The 16,799-nt window shown below is 54.2% G+C and carries 19 protein-coding genes; 12 read left to right on the forward strand and 7 right to left on the reverse strand.

What is annotated here, in order from left to right; genetic code table 11:
• Positions 1-13 precede the first annotated feature (13 nt).
• The 3 genes from BUA85_RS13015 to BUA85_RS13030 form a co-directional block, all read right to left on the reverse strand.
• On the reverse strand, positions 14-775 hold the full coding sequence (locus tag BUA85_RS13015; protein WP_131802814.1) for a hypothetical protein: 762 nt from the start codon (positions 773-775) through the stop codon (positions 14-16).
• An 87-nt stretch (positions 776-862) separates the two neighbouring features.
• Positions 863-1,813 (reverse strand): 4-hydroxy-3-methylbut-2-enyl diphosphate reductase, encoded by a 951-nt coding sequence (gene ispH, locus BUA85_RS13025; protein WP_072901784.1) that lies wholly within the window; start codon positions 1,811-1,813, stop codon positions 863-865.
• A 94-nt stretch (positions 1,814-1,907) separates the two neighbouring features.
• Positions 1,908-2,480 (reverse strand): LabA-like NYN domain-containing protein, encoded by a 573-nt coding sequence (locus BUA85_RS13030; RefSeq protein WP_072901786.1) that lies wholly within the window; start codon positions 2,478-2,480, stop codon positions 1,908-1,910.
• A gap of 90 nt (positions 2,481-2,570) precedes the next feature.
• Here BUA85_RS13030 and folK point away from each other — a divergent pair, with 90 nt between their 5' ends.
• From folK to recO, 12 genes are all read left to right on the forward strand, one after another.
• On the forward strand, positions 2,571-3,161 hold the full coding sequence (gene folK, locus BUA85_RS13035) for a 2-amino-4-hydroxy-6-hydroxymethyldihydropteridine diphosphokinase (RefSeq protein WP_072901787.1): 591 nt from the start codon (positions 2,571-2,573) through the stop codon (positions 3,159-3,161).
• 81 nt (positions 3,162-3,242) lie between these two features.
• Positions 3,243-3,596, forward strand: coding sequence for a DNA-directed RNA polymerase subunit omega (gene rpoZ, locus BUA85_RS13040; protein WP_072901789.1), 354 nt, complete (start codon positions 3,243-3,245; stop codon positions 3,594-3,596).
• Positions 3,597-3,626: 30 nt separating this feature from the next.
• Positions 3,627-5,759 (forward strand): RelA/SpoT family protein, encoded by a 2,133-nt coding sequence (locus tag BUA85_RS13045; protein ID WP_072901790.1) that lies wholly within the window; start codon positions 3,627-3,629, stop codon positions 5,757-5,759.
• Positions 5,760-5,771: 12 nt separating this feature from the next.
• A complete protein-coding gene (locus tag BUA85_RS13050; protein ID WP_072901792.1) occupies positions 5,772-6,413 on the forward strand; it encodes a DUF2062 domain-containing protein in 642 nt (213 codons plus the stop codon).
• Between the two features lie 62 nt (positions 6,414-6,475).
• Positions 6,476-7,219 (forward strand): pyridoxine 5'-phosphate synthase, encoded by a 744-nt coding sequence (locus BUA85_RS13055; RefSeq protein ID WP_072901794.1) that lies wholly within the window; start codon positions 6,476-6,478, stop codon positions 7,217-7,219.
• Complete coding sequence (locus tag BUA85_RS13060) at positions 7,216-7,839, forward strand: LysE family translocator (protein ID WP_072901796.1); 624 nt, start codon at positions 7,216-7,218, stop codon at positions 7,837-7,839. Before BUA85_RS13055 ends, BUA85_RS13060 begins: the two co-directional genes overlap by 4 nt.
• Positions 7,839-8,243: a holo-ACP synthase gene (acpS, locus tag BUA85_RS13065; protein WP_072901798.1), complete on the forward strand. Its 405-nt coding sequence runs from the start codon at positions 7,839-7,841 to the stop codon at positions 8,241-8,243. The genes BUA85_RS13060 and acpS overlap by 1 nt, the downstream gene beginning before the upstream one ends.
• 65 nt (positions 8,244-8,308) lie before the next feature.
• A complete protein-coding gene (gene lepB / locus BUA85_RS13070) occupies positions 8,309-9,133 on the forward strand; it encodes a signal peptidase I (protein ID WP_072901799.1) in 825 nt (274 codons plus the stop codon).
• Positions 9,130-9,810 (forward strand): ribonuclease III, encoded by a 681-nt coding sequence (gene rnc, locus BUA85_RS13075; protein WP_072901801.1) that lies wholly within the window; start codon positions 9,130-9,132, stop codon positions 9,808-9,810. Before lepB ends, rnc begins: the two co-directional genes overlap by 4 nt.
• Positions 9,807-10,718, forward strand: coding sequence for a GTPase Era (gene era, locus BUA85_RS13080; RefSeq protein ID WP_072901803.1), 912 nt, complete (start codon positions 9,807-9,809; stop codon positions 10,716-10,718). Before rnc ends, era begins: the two co-directional genes overlap by 4 nt.
• Positions 10,715-11,041, forward strand: a complete 327-nt coding sequence (locus BUA85_RS13085; RefSeq protein WP_072901805.1) for a DUF1491 family protein — start codon at positions 10,715-10,717, stop codon at positions 11,039-11,041. The genes era and BUA85_RS13085 overlap by 4 nt, the downstream gene beginning before the upstream one ends.
• Before the next feature lie 12 nt (positions 11,042-11,053).
• Positions 11,054-11,776 carry a DNA repair protein RecO gene (gene recO / locus BUA85_RS13090; protein ID WP_072901916.1) on the forward strand — a complete coding sequence of 241 codons (723 nt, stop codon included), beginning with the start codon at positions 11,054-11,056 and terminating at the stop codon, positions 11,774-11,776.
• On the opposite strand, the gene BUA85_RS13095 is transcribed toward recO, so the two are convergent.
• The 4 genes from BUA85_RS13095 to BUA85_RS13110 form a co-directional block, all read right to left on the reverse strand.
• A complete protein-coding gene (locus tag BUA85_RS13095; protein ID WP_072901807.1) occupies positions 11,773-12,159 on the reverse strand; it encodes an META domain-containing protein in 387 nt (128 codons plus the stop codon). The genes recO and BUA85_RS13095 overlap by 4 nt on opposite strands.
• Positions 12,156-13,178 (reverse strand): NAD-dependent epimerase/dehydratase family protein, encoded by a 1,023-nt coding sequence (locus BUA85_RS13100; RefSeq protein ID WP_072901809.1) that lies wholly within the window; start codon positions 13,176-13,178, stop codon positions 12,156-12,158. Before BUA85_RS13100 ends, BUA85_RS13095 begins: the two co-directional genes overlap by 4 nt.
• A 111-nt stretch (positions 13,179-13,289) precedes the next feature.
• A complete protein-coding gene (locus BUA85_RS13105; RefSeq protein ID WP_072901811.1) occupies positions 13,290-14,969 on the reverse strand; it encodes an acyl-CoA dehydrogenase family protein in 1,680 nt (559 codons plus the stop codon).
• 184 nt (positions 14,970-15,153) lie between these two features.
• Positions 15,154-16,752 (reverse strand): phosphoenolpyruvate carboxykinase, encoded by a 1,599-nt coding sequence (locus BUA85_RS13110; RefSeq protein WP_072901813.1) that lies wholly within the window; start codon positions 16,750-16,752, stop codon positions 15,154-15,156.
• Positions 16,753-16,799 lie beyond the last annotated feature (47 nt).

Genomic DNA, 16,799 nt, shown 5'->3' on the forward strand with positions numbered 1-16,799 from the left:
CGGCTTTTGTCGTTTAGTGACCGAAGGCGAAAATGCCTGTCTCATCAATAGTTGCCGCTGTGAGGTGACGAAGTGTCACTACGCCGACGGCCTCCTCTGAATTGGGTCCCGCGATCAAACCTTGGTAGCTGGCATCAGTCACAGTTGATGCAGCAAAGCCGCCGCCGCTTGTGCTGCCAGAAAATGTGCCGTTTGAACTTAGGTTTGTTGAGTTCAATGTCAGGTCAGCGAGTGTTGTACCGATCGGCACAATGGTGTCTTTATTTCGAAGGATGCGGTTCGTGACTTCGCCGGACACCGTGGCATTGTTCAAGATTACTGTTAGCGCGGCGTCACCATTCGCTATGAACGTCAGTGTGTCGTCTACGGGATTGGTCAGAAAGGCGATGTAGTTTCCGGACAAGTTCACGACGCCCGATTGAGCGACTGGGCCAGCGGTTAGGCGTTGATACTGTGCTGCAGTCAGGTTGATCGCACCCTCAGTTTGCAAAAGGCTAACCGAAGACTGATCGCCAATGCTTGCATACATTCCCGTGCCGCTGATGGGATTGCTGGATCGGTCGAACGTGTTGAGATCGAGCGCAGGATCGCCAACCAGTAGGTCCATGTCGCCTTCGATTTCGACTGTGTAAATGTCTGCGCCGGAGTTGAAACTTACGGCAAAACTGCCCGTTCCGGTAGGCGTTGAAACCAAGTTGAGTGTACTTGGTCCTGACGGGCTACTTCCGCAGGCAGCAATGCTCGCTAGTCCTAAGCTAAGGAAAAGGTACTTCATGGTCGTGTTCTCCTTCACATTGGAAAAGAGTTCACGAAAACGATTGTTCTGAACAGTCAGGTTTTCCGTAGTATGGCGATTGTACCGCTAGGCTGGTTCGCGCAGAACTCTTGGCACCTTAAATTCGACGTTTTCCACCGCAGTCTCAACGATCTCAACCGTGGTGTCGTAGCGATCCTTGAAGGCATCAATAACTTCATTGATCAGAACTTCCGGCGCAGATGCGCCTGCGGTGATCCCGATGCTTTTAATGCCATTAAGCGCGCGCCAATCGATATCCGTCGCGCGTTGGACCAACTGCGCATAGTCGCAGCCTGCCCGCGCGCCCACTTCGACAAGTCGTTTGGAGTTCGACGAATTAGGTGCACCCACCACCATAATCGCATCGCACTTTGGCGCGATGGCTTTGACGGCTTCCTGCCGGTTGGTTGTCGCGTAACAGATATCCTCTTTGTGAGGGCCAACGATCCCAGGGAAACGCTCTTGAAGGGCTTTGACGATGTCGATCGTATCATCCACCGAAAGGGTGGTTTGAGTGACAAAAGCGAGCCGTTCTGGATCGCGTACCTCAACCGTGGCGACATCTTCGACCGTTTCGACCAATAGCACTTCGCCATCCGGCAATTGCCCCATGGTGCCAATCGTTTCAGGATGGCCTTCGTGGCCGATCATGATCATTTGCAGGCCGTTGTCCGAATGGCGTTGGGCTTCGATATGCACCTTGCTAACCAAGGGGCAGGTGGCATCGACGTAGATCATCTCGCGCTTGGCCGCCGCTGCGGGCACTGCTTTGGGAACGCCGTGGGCGGAAAAGATAACAGGGCGATCATCGGGGCATTCTAAAAGCTCTTCGACAAAAACAGCACCTTTGTCTCGCAGCCCATCGACCACGAATTTATTGTGGACGATTTCATGGCGGACGTAGACCGGCGCGCCCCATTTTTCCAAAGCCATTTCGACGATCTTAATCGCTCGGTCGACGCCAGCGCAGAATCCGCGCGGTGCTGCGAGGTATAGGGTAAGGCTTTGCTTGGTCATTCCGGGCCCTCATTAGACGCATAAGAGGTAATCAAACCGGCGGCTTACGTCTAGTAGGCCATATTACAAGGGGCGCCAAATGGCGCCCCTCAATTTATTCTACGTTTTCCAGTTCGGCAGCTGGCTCTTCCCTTGGTTCCCGAGGAGGCCTGCCAACGACATCACGCAATTCATCCAACTCAATGAAGTTGTCGCACTGGCGGCGCAGTTCATCAGCAACCATTGGGGGCTGGCTGCGAATGGTCGATACCACAGATACCCGAACGCCTTGGCGTTGAAGGGATTCGATCAAAGGCCGGAAATCGCCATCACCAGAGAAGATCACTGCATGGTCGATATGTGGCGCCAGTTCCATCGCGTTGACCGTCAACTCGATGTCCATGTTGCCCTTCACCTTACGGCGGCCCATGCTGTCGGTGTATTCTTTCGCAGGTTTCGTCACCATGGAGAAACCATTGTAGTGCAGCCAATCGACCAGCGGGCGGATTGGAGAGTATTCGTCATTCTCGAGCAGGGCTGTGTAATAGAACGCCCGAAGCAACTTGCCTCTGCGCATGAATTCCTGCCTGAGTAATTTGTAGTCGATGTCAAACCCTAGCGACTTAGCCGCCGCATACAGATTTGATCCATCGATGAAGAGCGCCAATCGCTCATCCCGATAAAACATAAAAAGTCCTTCCGATGTATCGCTTTGCTAGTCCGTGAGTGTGAGTGGTATTAAATTCGCAAAGCAGGTCTATTGTAATAGATTTGTGACATGAAACAACCTTTCAAAAGTGAGGTTCCAGTGGGAAGAGCCCTTGTTTGCGCCGGAGCTAACGCGACGTCAATTTGGGGTGATCCGTCGCGGACGATCAAAAAGGCGGTGGAAATGCTCAAAACGCGCCTTGGCTCCGATCTGGTATTGAGCCGTCTTTATCAGACGCCAGCATTCCCGGCTGGAGCGGGTCAAGATTTTGTCAATGCAGCTTTTACCTTCGAGACCGACTTGTCGGCGCATGAACTGCTTTCGGAACTGCATCAGATCGAATCAGATGCCGGGCGCACGCGTGAGGTACGATGGGGCGCACGGACGCTTGATTTGGACCTGATTGCAATGGATCAAGAGATTGCTCCAGACGCGGAGACATGGACCAAATGGGAAAATCTGCCTCTCGATGAACAAATGCGATTGGCGCCTGAACAGCTTATCTTACCTCACCCAAGGGTCCATGAACGCAGTTTCGCATTGGTTCCGCTCTGCGACCTCGCGCCGGACTGGCATCATCCGATCCTTGGCAAGACTTTGACCACGTTCCGCGATGCCCTTTCACCTGAGGATTTACAAAGCGTAAAGCCTTTGAACTAGGGACTGAATTCGCTTGTCATTTCGACAAACTGCCCTTATGTGCAAGGCTTCCTGATAGATTTTGCTTATTGGAGCTCGACAATGGCCCGCGTCACAGTAGAAGATTGCGTCGATAAAGTCCCTAACCGGTTCGAGCTGGTTATGCTGGCGGCACACCGCGCGCGCGAAATCTCTGCCGGTTCTCCGATCACTGTCGATCGCGACAACGACAAAAACCCTGTTGTGTCTTTGCGTGAGATTGCAGACGAAACACAGCAAGCTGATGACCTGCGTGAGCGTCTGATCGAAGCGAACCAGCATCAGATTGAGGTTGATGAGCCAGAAGAAGACAGCATGTCGCTTCTTATGGGTGCCGAATCTGACAAACCAGCAGAGGACGATATGTCCGAAGAAAACCTGCTGCGTGCATTGATGGAAGCACAGGGGCAGCGCTAAGCGCCAATCCCCAAAAGGTGGCGGGGTTTTATGACCACAGCTGATGATCTGATCGCGCTGGTCCGCACCTACAATCCTCGTACGAACGAAGCGATGCTTGCCGACGCTTACGCGTTTGGTGAGCAGATGCACGACGGTCAATTCCGCCAGTCGGGTGAGCCTTACTTTACCCATCCCGTCGCGGTTGCGATGTTGTTGGCTGAACAGCAAATGGATGATGCCACCCTCATCACCGCCTTGCTGCACGACACCATCGAAGACACTAAGGCGTCTTTTTCAGAGGTTGAAAAGCGGTTTGGTCGCGAAGTCGCCGATCTTGTTGATGGTGTTACCAAGCTGACCAATCTTCAACTTAACTCCGCTGAGACGAAACAGGCCGAGAACTTTCGCAAGCTCTTTATGGCGACCAGCCGCGATTTGCGCGTGACATTGGTGAAGCTTGCCGACCGTCTACACAACATGCGTACGATCAAGGCGATGCGGCATGAGAAACAGGTGCAGAAATCGCGAGAGACGATGGATATTTACGCGCCTCTAGCTGGGCGCATGGGTATGCAATGGATGCGCGAAGAGCTTGAAGACCTTGCCTTTCGCGTTCTGAATCCAGAAGCACGCAACTCGATCATTCGTCGCTTCATTACGTTGCAACGTGAAACCGGTGATGTGGTCCAGAAGATCACTGCGGACATGCGGATCGAGTTGGAAAAAGGACATATTCAGGCTGAGGTCTTCGGCCGCGCGAAAAAGCCTTATTCGATCTGGCGCAAGATGGAAGAAAAGCAGCAAAGCTTTAGCCGCCTATCAGACATCTACGGCTTCCGTATTATCACGGCGACAGAGGCTGATTGCTATCGCGCACTTGGTGCCATCCACCAACGCTGGCGTGCGGTTCCTGGGCGGTTCAAGGACTACATCAGTCAGCCAAAGTCCAACGGATACCGCTCAATTCACACGACAGTTTCTGGCCGGGATGGCAAACGCGTAGAGGTTCAGATCCGCACGCGCGAAATGCATGAAGTGGCGGAAACTGGGGTTGCGGCGCATTGGTCTTATCGCAATGGTGAACGGGTTGAGAACCAGTTCGCTGTTGATCCCGTGCATTGGATCGCCTCCCTGACAGAGCGTTTTGAGGATGATGAAGACCACGGCGAATTCCTCGAAGCGGTCAAGCTTGAGATGTACACTGACCAAGTGTTCTGCTTCTCGCCCAAGGGTGACGTGATCAAACTACCGCGCGGTGCGACACCTATCGACTTTGCTTATGCTATTCATACTCGCATTGGCTCAGCCTGTGTTGGCGCGAAGGTCGACGGTATCCGAGTCCCACTTTGGACGCGGCTTAAGAACGGTCAAAGTATCGAAATCATCACGGCCGAAGGTCAGACACCGCAGGCAACTTGGATTGATATTGCTGTCACGGGGCGCGCCAAAGCGGCGATCCGGAAGTCACTTCGGGAAGAAGATCGCGGGCGTTTCATCCGGCTTGGCCACGAGCTTGCGCGAGTGGCATTTGAGAATGTCGGTAAGAAAGTCAGCGACAAGGCGCTATCCACAGCGGCCAAAACCTTTGCATTGCCATCTGTTGATGAACTGCTTGTTCGGCTCGGCAGCGCGGAGTTGAGTGCGCGTGACGTCGTGACAAGTCTCTATCCGAAGCTGGCTGACAAGCATGATGACGAAATTGACAGCGTCCGTGCGGTTGTTGGTTTGCCTTCGGATCAAACCCATCGCAGGGCGCGGTGTTGCCAGCCAATTCCCGGTGAACGCATCGTTGGCATTACGTTCCGTGGCCAAGGCGTTGAACTTCACACGATCGATTGCGAGGCGCTGGTGCAGTATGAAGACCAGACAGAACGCTGGGTCGATTTGCGTTGGCAGGAGGGGCACCATAAGGCTGTAAACAACGTCACTATTGACGTGGCGATCAGCAATGAAACAGGCGTGCTCGGACGGATTTGTTCCTTGATCGGGGAACAGGGCGCCAATATTTCGAATCTAGAGTTTATTGACCGAAAACCAGATTACTATCGCCTTTTGGTCGATGTAGACCTAAGTGATACCGAACACCTCCACCGCGTCATGACAGCACTTGAAGCCGAAAGCGCGGTCAGCAGGGTGAAGCGGAAACAAGATCCTTCGCTGGCTGGGGTCAAAGAAACGTAAGGAACGCATAGATTGGTTTTTAAGCGTCGCGACAGACGACCGATCTGGCAGATCGCAGCTGAATTCATCTATCCAAAAGGTGGGTGGGGTCGTGCATTCGAATACGTAAAGCATCGCGTCCGGCGCCTTCCCGATACGCCTGAGAAGATTGCGCGTGGCGTCATGGCTGGTGTTGCGACGAGTTTCACGCCTTTCTTTGGTTTGCACTTCGTTGTTGCCGCCCTTTTAGCGAAGCTGCTTCGCGGGAATATCCTTGCGGCGCTTATGGGCACGTTCTTTGGCAATCCGTTGACCTATGTACCAATCGCTTGGGCGTCTTTGACGACGGGTCACTTGCTGCTTGGTTCGAATATGGACGAGGATTTGCTGCAAGAGCCTAGTCAAATTGAGTGCGGACTTGGTTGTCAGTTTTCAACGGCACTCAGCGATCTTTGGTATAATTTCCTTGCTGCCTTTACCGATGCGGAGGCTGACTGGTCCAGTCTGATCGTCTTTTACAACGAGACGTTTTATCCGTTCATGATCGGTTCCATTATCCCGGGTACGATCGCGGGAATTGTCGCTTACTATGTGACCGTCCCAATTGTAGCGGCTTACCAAAATAGTCGCCGCAAACGCCTTCGTGAAAAACTGAGCAAGCTCAACAACCAATAGAATTTCGCGCTGGTCGTCGCGGCTGAACTGTCTAGATTAAGCACAAATTCAGAAGGAATCGGATGATGAATGAACTTCGTCTGGGTGTGAACATTGACCACGTCGCGACTGTCCGCAATGCGCGCGGCGGCGCTGTGCCTGATCCGGTGCGGGCTGCCAAAATGGCGGAAGAAGCTGGTGCTGATGGGATTACGGCACATCTTCGTGAAGATCGCAGACATATTGCCGACGCCGATATTGAAGCATTGATGGATGCGCTGACGGTTCCATTGAACTTCGAGATGGCTGCGACGGCTGAGATGCAGGAAATTGCGCTGCGCCACAAACCTCATGCGGTGTGCATTGTTCCAGAAAAGCGGGAAGAGCGGACAACCGAAGGTGGTTTGGAAGTGGCGCGGGAAGAGAACTCTCTTGCGCACTACATCGCACCGCTCAGAGACGCTGGATGCAGGGTTTCAATCTTTATCGCTGCCGACCAAGCGCAGATCGAAGCGGCGTCTCGGATCGGGGCAGAAGTGATCGAACTCCATACTGGTGCCTATTGTGATGCGCATGCCGAAGGTCACTTTGATCTGCGAGATCTGGAGCTTGCGAAATTGACAGAGATGGCTGCTTTCGCAAATAGCTTGGGCCTTGAGGTGCACGCTGGCCATGGGTTGACCTATGGGTGTGTGTCCCCCGTCGCTGCTTTGTCGCAGGTAAAAGAACTCAACATCGGGCATTTTCTCATTGGGGAGTCGATCTTCCGTGGTTTGCCTGACGCCATTGGAGAAATGCGCCGCATCATGGATGAGGCGCGCGCATGATCGACGCCACATTTGGCTTTGTCCTCCTCGCGTGGGCGCTTGCCGGTGCGTCACCGGGACCGGCGACGCTGTCGATTGCAGGCGCGGCGATGCAACAGGGTCGGATTTCGGGTTTGGCGACGGCATCCGGTGTGCTCGCTGGGTCGGTGACTTGGGGCATTGCCGCGGCCTTCGGGATGAGCGCGATAATGTTGGCGCATGGCCGGTTGGTCGAAATCATCCGCTACATTGGCGCCGGGTATCTACTTTTTCTTGGGCTCAAAGCGGCTCGCTCCGCTCTGCAAGACAAACCTATGAAGATCGGAACAATAAATGAAGCGTCGGTAAGCCGGCATTTCTTGAAAGGGTTCTTGATCCACATCACCAATCCCAAAGCGATCTTTGCATTGGGGGCGATGTTCGCGGTTGTGATGCCACCCGGATCAGGCATCCAAGATATTTTGACGGCTCTCTTCCTTCTGTTCCTAGTCTCAGCAATCGTTTTTTTGAGCTATGGTCTGCTGTTTTCGACATCAGGTGCCATCGCGATTTATGTTCGCTTGAGACGTTGGATCGAAGGCGGGTTTGCAGCCATGTTTGGATACGCTGGCTTCAAAATTCTAACCTCAAGGCTCGTCTGATGATTTTGGGTATTGGGACCGATCTCGCGAATATAGAGCGCATCCAAGGAACCTTGGATCGGTTCGGAGATCGTTTTCGAAATCGCGTCTTTACTGAGAGCGAGCAACGCAAAGCTGAGCGCCGTAAAGATGTCGCTGGAACCTACGCAAAGCGCTGGGCGGCGAAAGAGGCGTGTTCCAAGGCTTTAGGCACTGGCTTGCGCATGGGGATCTCATGGAAAGATATGGCCGTGAGCAATCTGCGTACGGGTCAGCCAGTGATGGAAGTTACAGGTTGGGCCAAACAACGCTTGGATGAGATGACTCCTCTGGGTCATACAGCTACGATCCATGTGACATTGACGGACGATCATCCATGGGCCCAAGCCTTTGTTTTGATCGAAGCATTGCCCACTGAAGACTGAGCAGTTGCTTGACTTGGCGCACCCGTGACCTCATGTAGCTCAAAACCTTTCAAAGGACTTGGAACATGTCAGAAAGCAATGGTTTCCTCGGCGGTATTGTCGAGACGATTAAGACGGTCGTCTGGGCGTTGTTGATCGCCGGTGTGTTTAGAACCATTTTCTTTCAGCCATTTTGGATTCCGTCTGGGTCAATGAAAGACACTTTGCTCATTGGTGATTTCTTGTTCGTGAACAAAATGGCCTACGGCTACTCCTACGCGTCGTGCCCATCGATCCCATTCTTGGGCATAGGTGCAGACGATTTTTGCGGGTTCTTGGAAGGTGACAACGAGCGTCTTTTTGGCTCCGATCCTGAGCGCGGCGATGTCGCAGTGTTCCGCCATCCAGTGACGGGTGTTGATTTCATCAAGCGCGTGATTGGCTTGCCGGGCGATCGCATCCAAATGGTCGATGGCTTGCTCTACATCAATGATGAGCCGGTCGAGGTCGAACAGGTCGAGGATTTTGTTGAGCCTTGGACCCGACAGGGTCCGCAAGGCATTCCGCCTCGCTGCAGCAACGGTGCTGTGGGTGAGGGCGCGGCTTGTGTCAAAGAGCGCTTTATCGAAACGCTGCCAAATGGCCGCGCGCATTCGATCTTGAACATCACCGACAGTAGCGGTGATAACACGGGTGTGTTCACTGTGCCTGAAGGTCATTTCTTCTTCATGGGCGATAACCGGGACAACTCAACAGACAGCCGGGTGCCACAAGCCGCGCGCGGTGTTGGATTTGTCCCGCGTGAAGACCTCGTTGGCCGCGCGGATCGCATCATGTTCTCAAGCGCAGGGCGATCCATGTTTGCGTTCTGGACATGGCGCAGTGATCGTTACTTCAAGGCAATTGAGTGAAGCTATCCTCTGACCTGTCAGCCTTTCAGGCACGTCTAGGGTATGATTTTCGCGACCCGTCCTTTTTGGTGCGGGCGGTGACTCATTCCTCGATGGTGTCTGCGCATCGCGACGACAATCAAAGGCAAGAATTTTTGGGCGACCGTGTCCTGGGTTTGGTCATGGCCGAAGCGCTTTTATCCGCAGACGCCGCAGCAACCGAAGGTCAGTTGGCACCACGGTTTAATGCACTGGTGCGTAAAGAGGCTTGCGCCGATGTCGCGCGCCAGATTGATCTTGGCGCGGTTCTGAAACTGGGCCGGTCTGAGATGAAATCGGGCGGGCGTCGGAAAGAAGCGTTGCTGGCCGACGCAATGGAGGCTGTGATCGCGGCTGTGTACCAAGACGCTGGGTTCGACGTTGCACGGCAGACGATCTTGCGCCTTTGGGGCGACCGGATCAACAACGTGGCAGACGATGCCCGTGACCCCAAGACCGCGCTTCAGGAATGGGCGCAAGGGAAGGGCGAACCGCCACCGAGTTATGTGGAAGTTGCGCGATCTGGACCGGATCACCAGCCGGTTTTCACCATTGAGGCGCGCTTGAAATCGGGGCCATCCCAACGCGCGACCGCTGGCTCCAAACGACAAGCGGAACAAGCGGCTGCGAAAGCCCTGTTAGAGGAACTGACAAAATGACCGACACTCGCTGCGGCTTTGTGGCCCTGATCGGAGAGCCGAACGCGGGCAAGTCCACGTTATTGAACCGGATGGTGGGTGCGAAAGTCTCTATCGTGACCCATAAGGTGCAAACCACGCGCGCGCGCATTCGGGGTGTAGCGTTGGAAGGGGATGCACAGCTGGTCTTTGTCGATACGCCGGGCCTATTCCGTCCCCGTCGTCGTTTGGATCGCGCGATGGTTGCCGCCGCTTGGGGTGGGGCAGCGGATGCCGATATCGTCGTGTTGATGGTGGAGGCGCATCGCGGTGTCACAGCGGGCGTGAAGGCGATTTTGGAAAGCCTGAATGAACGGACGGACAACGCAAAGATCGCGCTCGCGATCAACAAGATCGACAAGGTGCCGACCGAAAAGCTCTTGGCGCTGACGAAGGAATTGAATGAGGCCTTCGATTTTATGGAGACATTCATGATCTCCGCCGAAAAAGGCCATGGGTGCGAAGATTTGCGGGCGTGGTTGGCGAAAGAATTGCCAGAAGGACCGTGGCTCTATCCTGAGGATCAGATTGCTGATTTGCCGTTACGGATGATCGCGGCAGAAATGACGCGTGAGAAGTTGACCCTGCGTCTGCATCAGGAACTGCCCTATCAATTGACTGTGGAGACAGAGAATTGGGAAGAGCGGAAGGATGGATCGGCCAAAATCGACCAGCTCATTTACGTGATGCGCGATGGGCACAAGGGGATCGTTCTTGGCAACAAGGGCGAAACGATCAAGGCCGTCAGCAAAGCCGCGCGGGAAGAATTGGAAGAATTCCTCGGCCGTCGTGTCCATCTGTTCCTGCAAGTGAAGGTGCGTCCGAATTGGTTGGAGGATGCAGAGCGGTATTCCGAAATGGGCCTCGACTTTAAGGACGGCAACGCGTGAGGCTGACTGCGGAAATCTGGGTTTCCGCCTACATCAAGCGGCTGAGCCTCCTTGAAATCCCGGCTTTTGTTGTGGCCAAGGGCGATGCGACTGCGGGCGCCGTTTTGGTTAAGATGAACACCCTCGACGGCCAAGCCTGCTGCTATCAACGGTCTTTCGATCTAATGTCGGGCGAACGCACATGGGTTGTCTTGAGCGAGGGGGACGAAAGCGCCGTCGATACTTCGATCCAAAAACAGTGCGGATTTGACCCTGACCTTTGGGTGATCGAAGTGGAAGATCGCGAGGGGCGGCACCTGCTTGGCGAAGATGGGCTGGAGTGAGGGCGGCCCATGATCCAATGGCGCGATGAAGGTATTCTGCTTTCCGTAAAGCCTTTTGGCGAGAATTCGGTCATTGCAGAGGTGTTTACCGAAAATCAGGGTCGCTATGCCGGAGTGATCCGTGGCGGGACCTCTCGAAAATTGGCACCGATGTTACAGCCGGGGGCGCAGTTACAAGCAGATTGGAAAGCGCGTCTGTCGGAGCATCTGGGTAGCCTGACCGTCGAACTGTTGCGCAGCAGAACCGCGCAGGCGATGTCGGGCCGTTTGGCTTTGGCTGGGTTAAACGCGGTGTGTGGTTTGCTATCTGTCGTCTTGCCGGAGCGGGAACCTCATTCTGATCTTTATGTGCAGACCGAGCGGCTATTGGACCTCTTGCCGAACGCCGAGGTTTGGCCATTGGCCTATGTGCAATGGGAAATTCAGGTTCTGTCGGACTTGGGCTTTGCGTTAGATCTATCTTCTTGTGCCGTGACGGGCGCGACAGAGGGGCTGAGTTTCATTTCCCCCAAAACAGGCCGCGCTGTCAGTACGGATGGAGCGGGAGAATGGGCCGACCGCTTGCTGCCTTTGCCCGCTGTACTGAAAGGCGAAGGCGAGGCGGAAGCGGAAGACATTCTCCAAGCGCTCGATGTCACGGGGTACTTTATCGAACATAAAGTTTTGGCTGGCTTAGGTGGGGCCAAAATGCCTGCCGCCCGAATGCGATTGATCGACGCGTTGAAACGCGGCTAATTCGCCTCAAACACCATTTCTTCCTTGGCGTCATTGGTCAGGATCAAGATCGGGCCGTTGACCTCGGCGATAGTCATTCTCTCGAGCGCCTGAAAAAACGTCCCTTCCGCGGGCAATTTTTCGCAAGCGCGTTCGGTCGCGGCAATCGGTCCGAGGTCAAACCAAGGGTAGGGAGCGGATTGTTCGGCGGAGTAACTGTTACAGGGCCCTTCGCCAGATACTTTTCCAGTTTCTGACAAATCAATCGTGGCGCTCGCTTGGAATGGTTGTTCGTTGATGGACTGAAGCGCGAAAATCGTGCTGTCGCCGACGTATCCCGACACTGTCTCGTCTTCATTGCAGGCCGCTAGAAGAACCGGCACAGCCAGCGAGAAATACCTCACACGATTTCTTTCTCGACGAGATAACGCGCGGTTTCCAAAACGCTCTCCTTCACGTCTGAAAGCTCTCGGCCCAACAATTCTGTCGCCTTCGCGTTATCAGCCTTCTGAACCACGCCAAGTTGCGACGTGATCTCTCTCACAGCCGGGTCAAAGAGACCGAGCGCCTTGATCAGCGCATGCGGCGCAACCTTTGTCGCGATGCGGCGATTTGGGTAATCCGCTTTGATCCACTCTGCTAATTCCACGAAGGCGACAAATCGATCTACACCCATAATGCGCTGACCAATGCTTCCGTCATCCTGAAGCGCTTTGACATGCAACGCGGCCACGTCTTTGACTCCAACGGAGTTCCAGCCAATATCGGGCACGATCGGATCTTTGCCGCGCAGGATGCGCTCTATGACGGCGACCGACGTGCCATATTGCGTATCAAGCGGCGCGCCGAGCACAAAGCCGGGATTGATCGACGTCAGTTTGATCTGAGGGGCTTGCGTTTCGGCAAAGTCCCAAGCGGCCCGTTCCGCCAAAGTTTTGGATTTTGCGTAAGCGCCAACGCCTTTCTCTTCCGTGTTAGTCCAATCAGCCTCGTCATATGCTTCTTTGCCTTGCGGAAGTGGTGAACCGGAAATGGCAGCTGTTGAGGACGTGATGATGACACGATCAACCTGAGCCTCCGCTGCTGCTTTTATGGCGCGCATCATGCCGTCAACTGCGGGCTTGATCAGTTCGTTTTCGTCTTTGGGGGCCGTCATCGGAAAAGGAGAGGCGGTATGAATGATTGCATCCACCCCCATCGCAGCGTTGTTCCAGCCGATGTCTTTCGACAGGTCCAATTCGCAAAAGCTGAGCCGTGTCAGAACGCTTGGATCAGATACCCCTATAGCAATCGCCGCGTTCACCTCTTGCACACGCTTCATGGATCGCATCGACCCACGCACGGCATAGCCCGCATCGAGGAGTTGTGCCGCTATGTGTTTCGCGATGTAACCGGTAATGCCCGTCAACAAGATGGTTTGCATCAGAATCGCCTTAACCTACGGCTAAGAGAATGGAGGCCATTCAGGGCGAGACAAGGGAACAATCGAAAGAAAACTCTCGACTGCGCTATTCATTTCAAAATTGTGTTCGGTTTAGCCCAACAAGCGGCGTGCAATCACCTGTGCTTGGATTTCTGCCGCACCTTCAAAGATGTTCAGGATACGTGCATCGCACAGGATTCGGCTGATCTTGTATTCCAGCGCAAACCCGTTGCCGCCATGGATTTGCAACGCGTTGTCCGCACAGGCCCAAGCGACGCGCGCACCAAGAAGCTTGGCCATACCGGCCTCTAGATCACAGCGGCGGTCATTGTCTTTTTCGTGGGCTGAGAAATAGGTCAGCTGCCGCGCGATCATGATTTCAACGGCCATCATCGCGAGCTTGCCGGATACCCGTGGGAAGTTGATCAGCGCCTTGCCGAATTGCTTACGGTCGCGGGCATATTGCAGCCCCTCGTCCAATGCAGATTGTGCCACACCGACCGCGCGGGCTGCGGTTTGGATACGTGCGCTTTCAAAGGTTTGCATCAGCTGTTTGAAACCTTGGCCTTCGACCTGACCAAGCAGGTTTTCACCATTTACTTTGAAATCGTCAAAATTCAGCGTGTATTCTTTCATGCCACGATACCCGAGCACCTCGATCTCGCCGCCGGAAATACCAGGATCCTGCCACGGATCTTCATCCGTGCCGGGTGTTTTCTCTGCCAAGAACATGGACAGGCCTTTGTAGTCATCCGTGTCGGGGATTGTGCGGGCGAGCACGGTCATCACATGGGTCCGGGCCGCGTGGGTGATCCATGTTTTGTTGCCGCTGATGATCCAATCATCATCTTCTTTGCGCGCTTTGGTGCGGAGGCTTCCCAGGTCTGAACCCGTATTCGGTTCGGTGAACACAGCCGTTGGGAGGATTTCACCGGACGCAAGGCCGGGCAGCCATTTTGCCTTTTGCTCATATGTGCCGCCACAGATGATAAGCTCCGCAGCAATCTCAGATCGTGTGCCGAGCGACCCGACACCGATGTAACCTCGCGACAGTTCTTCGGAAACGACGCACATGGACGCCTTGGAGAGGCCAAAGCCGCCAAATTCTTCTGGGATCGTAAGGCCAAAGACGCCGAGCTCTGCCATTTCCTCGATGATCTCCATCGGGATCAATTCGTCCTTCAGGTGCCATTCGTGCGCGTAGGGCTCGACGCGGTCGACGCTGAACCGACGGAATTGTTCGCGGATCATCTCCAACTCTTCGTCAAGGCCGGAGGCACCGACAGTGAGGTTGGCAGAGGTTTCTTCGATCAGGACGGCCAAACGGCTGCGCGCGGCTTGCGTGTTGCCGGAGGCCATGAGTGTTTCCACAGCTTCGATTTCAAACGTCTCACCAAGGTCGATATCCAAATCCTGCAAGCGCAGGATTTCGCCTTGGTTCATTTGAATGCCGCCTTGGATTTGCAGAAGATATTCACCGAACGCGATTTGGTGGATCAGTTGTTCGGTTTCACCGAATTTCCCTTCGCCATCGAGTTTTGCCGCCCACTTTTGCATCTGGCGAAGCGATTCAACGTAAGTCGCAAGCCAAGCTAACCCGTGAGAGGCGGTTTGGTTTGCTTCGATCAAACCATTACTCACGCGGCCATCTACTGAGACGGTCGCGCGCACGGCTTCGAGAGCGATCTCCAAGACATGTTCTGCGGCTGGAACAGCTTCTGCCGTCAGGTCCAGTAGGTCGGGCAATAGGACAGGTGGTGTCATTGGCATATCTTGACCGTCATGTGGCATGTGCGACTCCTTTTTGCAGTCGCAGAAATAATCTTTTTGCAGTCGCGGCGCAATATTAATTCAACCCAAATATATTATTTGAACAAATATGTCGCAGCGAAATTTTGGCCGCGAAACCTTCTTTAAATGCAAATCAGGCCGCGGATACCGCAGCCTGATCTGTTTTCTTGGATTTTGGAAGGTCTTAGCCAATCGCCGCGGCTTTGACGTCTTCGTCGATGTAAGGGACATATTTTTCAAAGTTGTCGCTGAACATCTCGACCAGTTTCGCCGCCTGCGCATCATAAGCGTCTTTGTCCGCCCATGTTTCACGCGGATTCAAAAGCTGGTCGTCAACGCCTTCGCAAGTCATCGGAACTTCAAAGCCGAAGTTCGGGTCTTTGCGGAAATGGTTTTCGACAAGCGACTGGTCAAGGGCCGCCGCGAGCAAAGCACGTGTCGCTTTGATAGGCATCCGTGAACCAGTGCCGTATGCCCCGCCAGTCCAACCCGTATTCACAAGCCAACAGGTTGCACCATGGGAAGCGATTTTCTGGCGCAAGAGGTCGCCGTAGGCCTCTGGTCGGCGTGGCATGAATGGTGCGCCAAAACAGGTAGAGAATGTCGGCTCTGGTTCCGTCACACCTCGTTCTGTGCCGGCGACTTTTGACGTAAAGCCGGACAGGAAGTGGTACATCGCCTGAGCTGGTGTCAATCGGCTGATCGGAGGCAGAACGCCGAACGCATCACAAGTGAGCATGATGATGTTCTTCGGGTGTCCACCCAGCGCGCTTTCGGAAGCGTTGGAGATGTAGTGCAACGGATAGGCGCAGCGCATATTTGCGGTCAGGCTGTCGTCGTTGAAATCCAATTCTTTCGTGTCCGGATCGAACACCATGTTCTCAATGACGGTATGTGGCATGGAGCACGTGGCGTAGATCTCCGGCTCCGCTTCTGGGTCTAACCCGATGGTCTTCGCATAGCAGCCGCCTTCAAAGTTAAACGTACCTCGTTCTGACCAGCCGTGTTCATCGTCGCCGATCAAAATGCGGCTGGGATCGGCGGAGAGGGTTGTTTTTCCTGTACCTGAAAGACCAAAGAAGATCGCCGTATCAACAGGGTTACCCGGCGCGTGGTTGGCGGAGCAGTGCATCGGCATGATGCCTTTTTCCGGCAGGAGGTAGTTGAGTAGTGTGAAAACAGACTTCTTGTTTTCGCCCGCGTACTCGGTGCCGCCAATCAGGATCAACTTGCGATCAAAGTTCAGCGCAATGACCGTTTCAGACCGGCAGCCGTGCTTGTCAGGATCAGCTTTGAACGTTGGGCAATTGATAATCGTGAAATCCGGTGCAAAGTTTGCCAACTCGTCCACTTCTGGGCGGCGTAGCAAGTGACGGATGAACAAACCGTGCCATGCAAGTTCTGTTACAACGCGCACGTCCAGGCGGTGCGTAGGGTCGGCCCCGCCAAAAAGGTCAGACACGTAGTAGCTGCCGCCTTCCATATGGGCGAGCATGTCATCGTAGAGCGCGTCGAACTTTGAAGGCTCCATGGGAGGGTTGTTTTCCCACCAGATCGTATCTTCAACCGAAGGTGTACGGACGACAAACTTGTCTTTTGGTGACCGCCCAGTGTGTTTCCCAGTGGTCGCAAGGAAAGTGCCACCTTTACCTTCGACACCTTCGCCATTGTCGATGGCGGCTTTCTGCAACTCTTCCTCAGAGTAGTTATAATAGACGTACCCAAGCCCTTTGATGCCTTGATCTTCAAGTTTCATCTGCGGGTTGACCGTTCCATGGTCCATGGGTGCATTCCTTTTTCTGCAGTGCCAAAATTGATTACGTAGCCTCG

It is taken from the genome of Cognatiyoonia sediminum, from assembly GCF_900129845.1.
Taxonomy (GTDB): Bacteria; Pseudomonadota; Alphaproteobacteria; order Rhodobacterales; family Rhodobacteraceae; genus Cognatiyoonia; species Cognatiyoonia sediminum.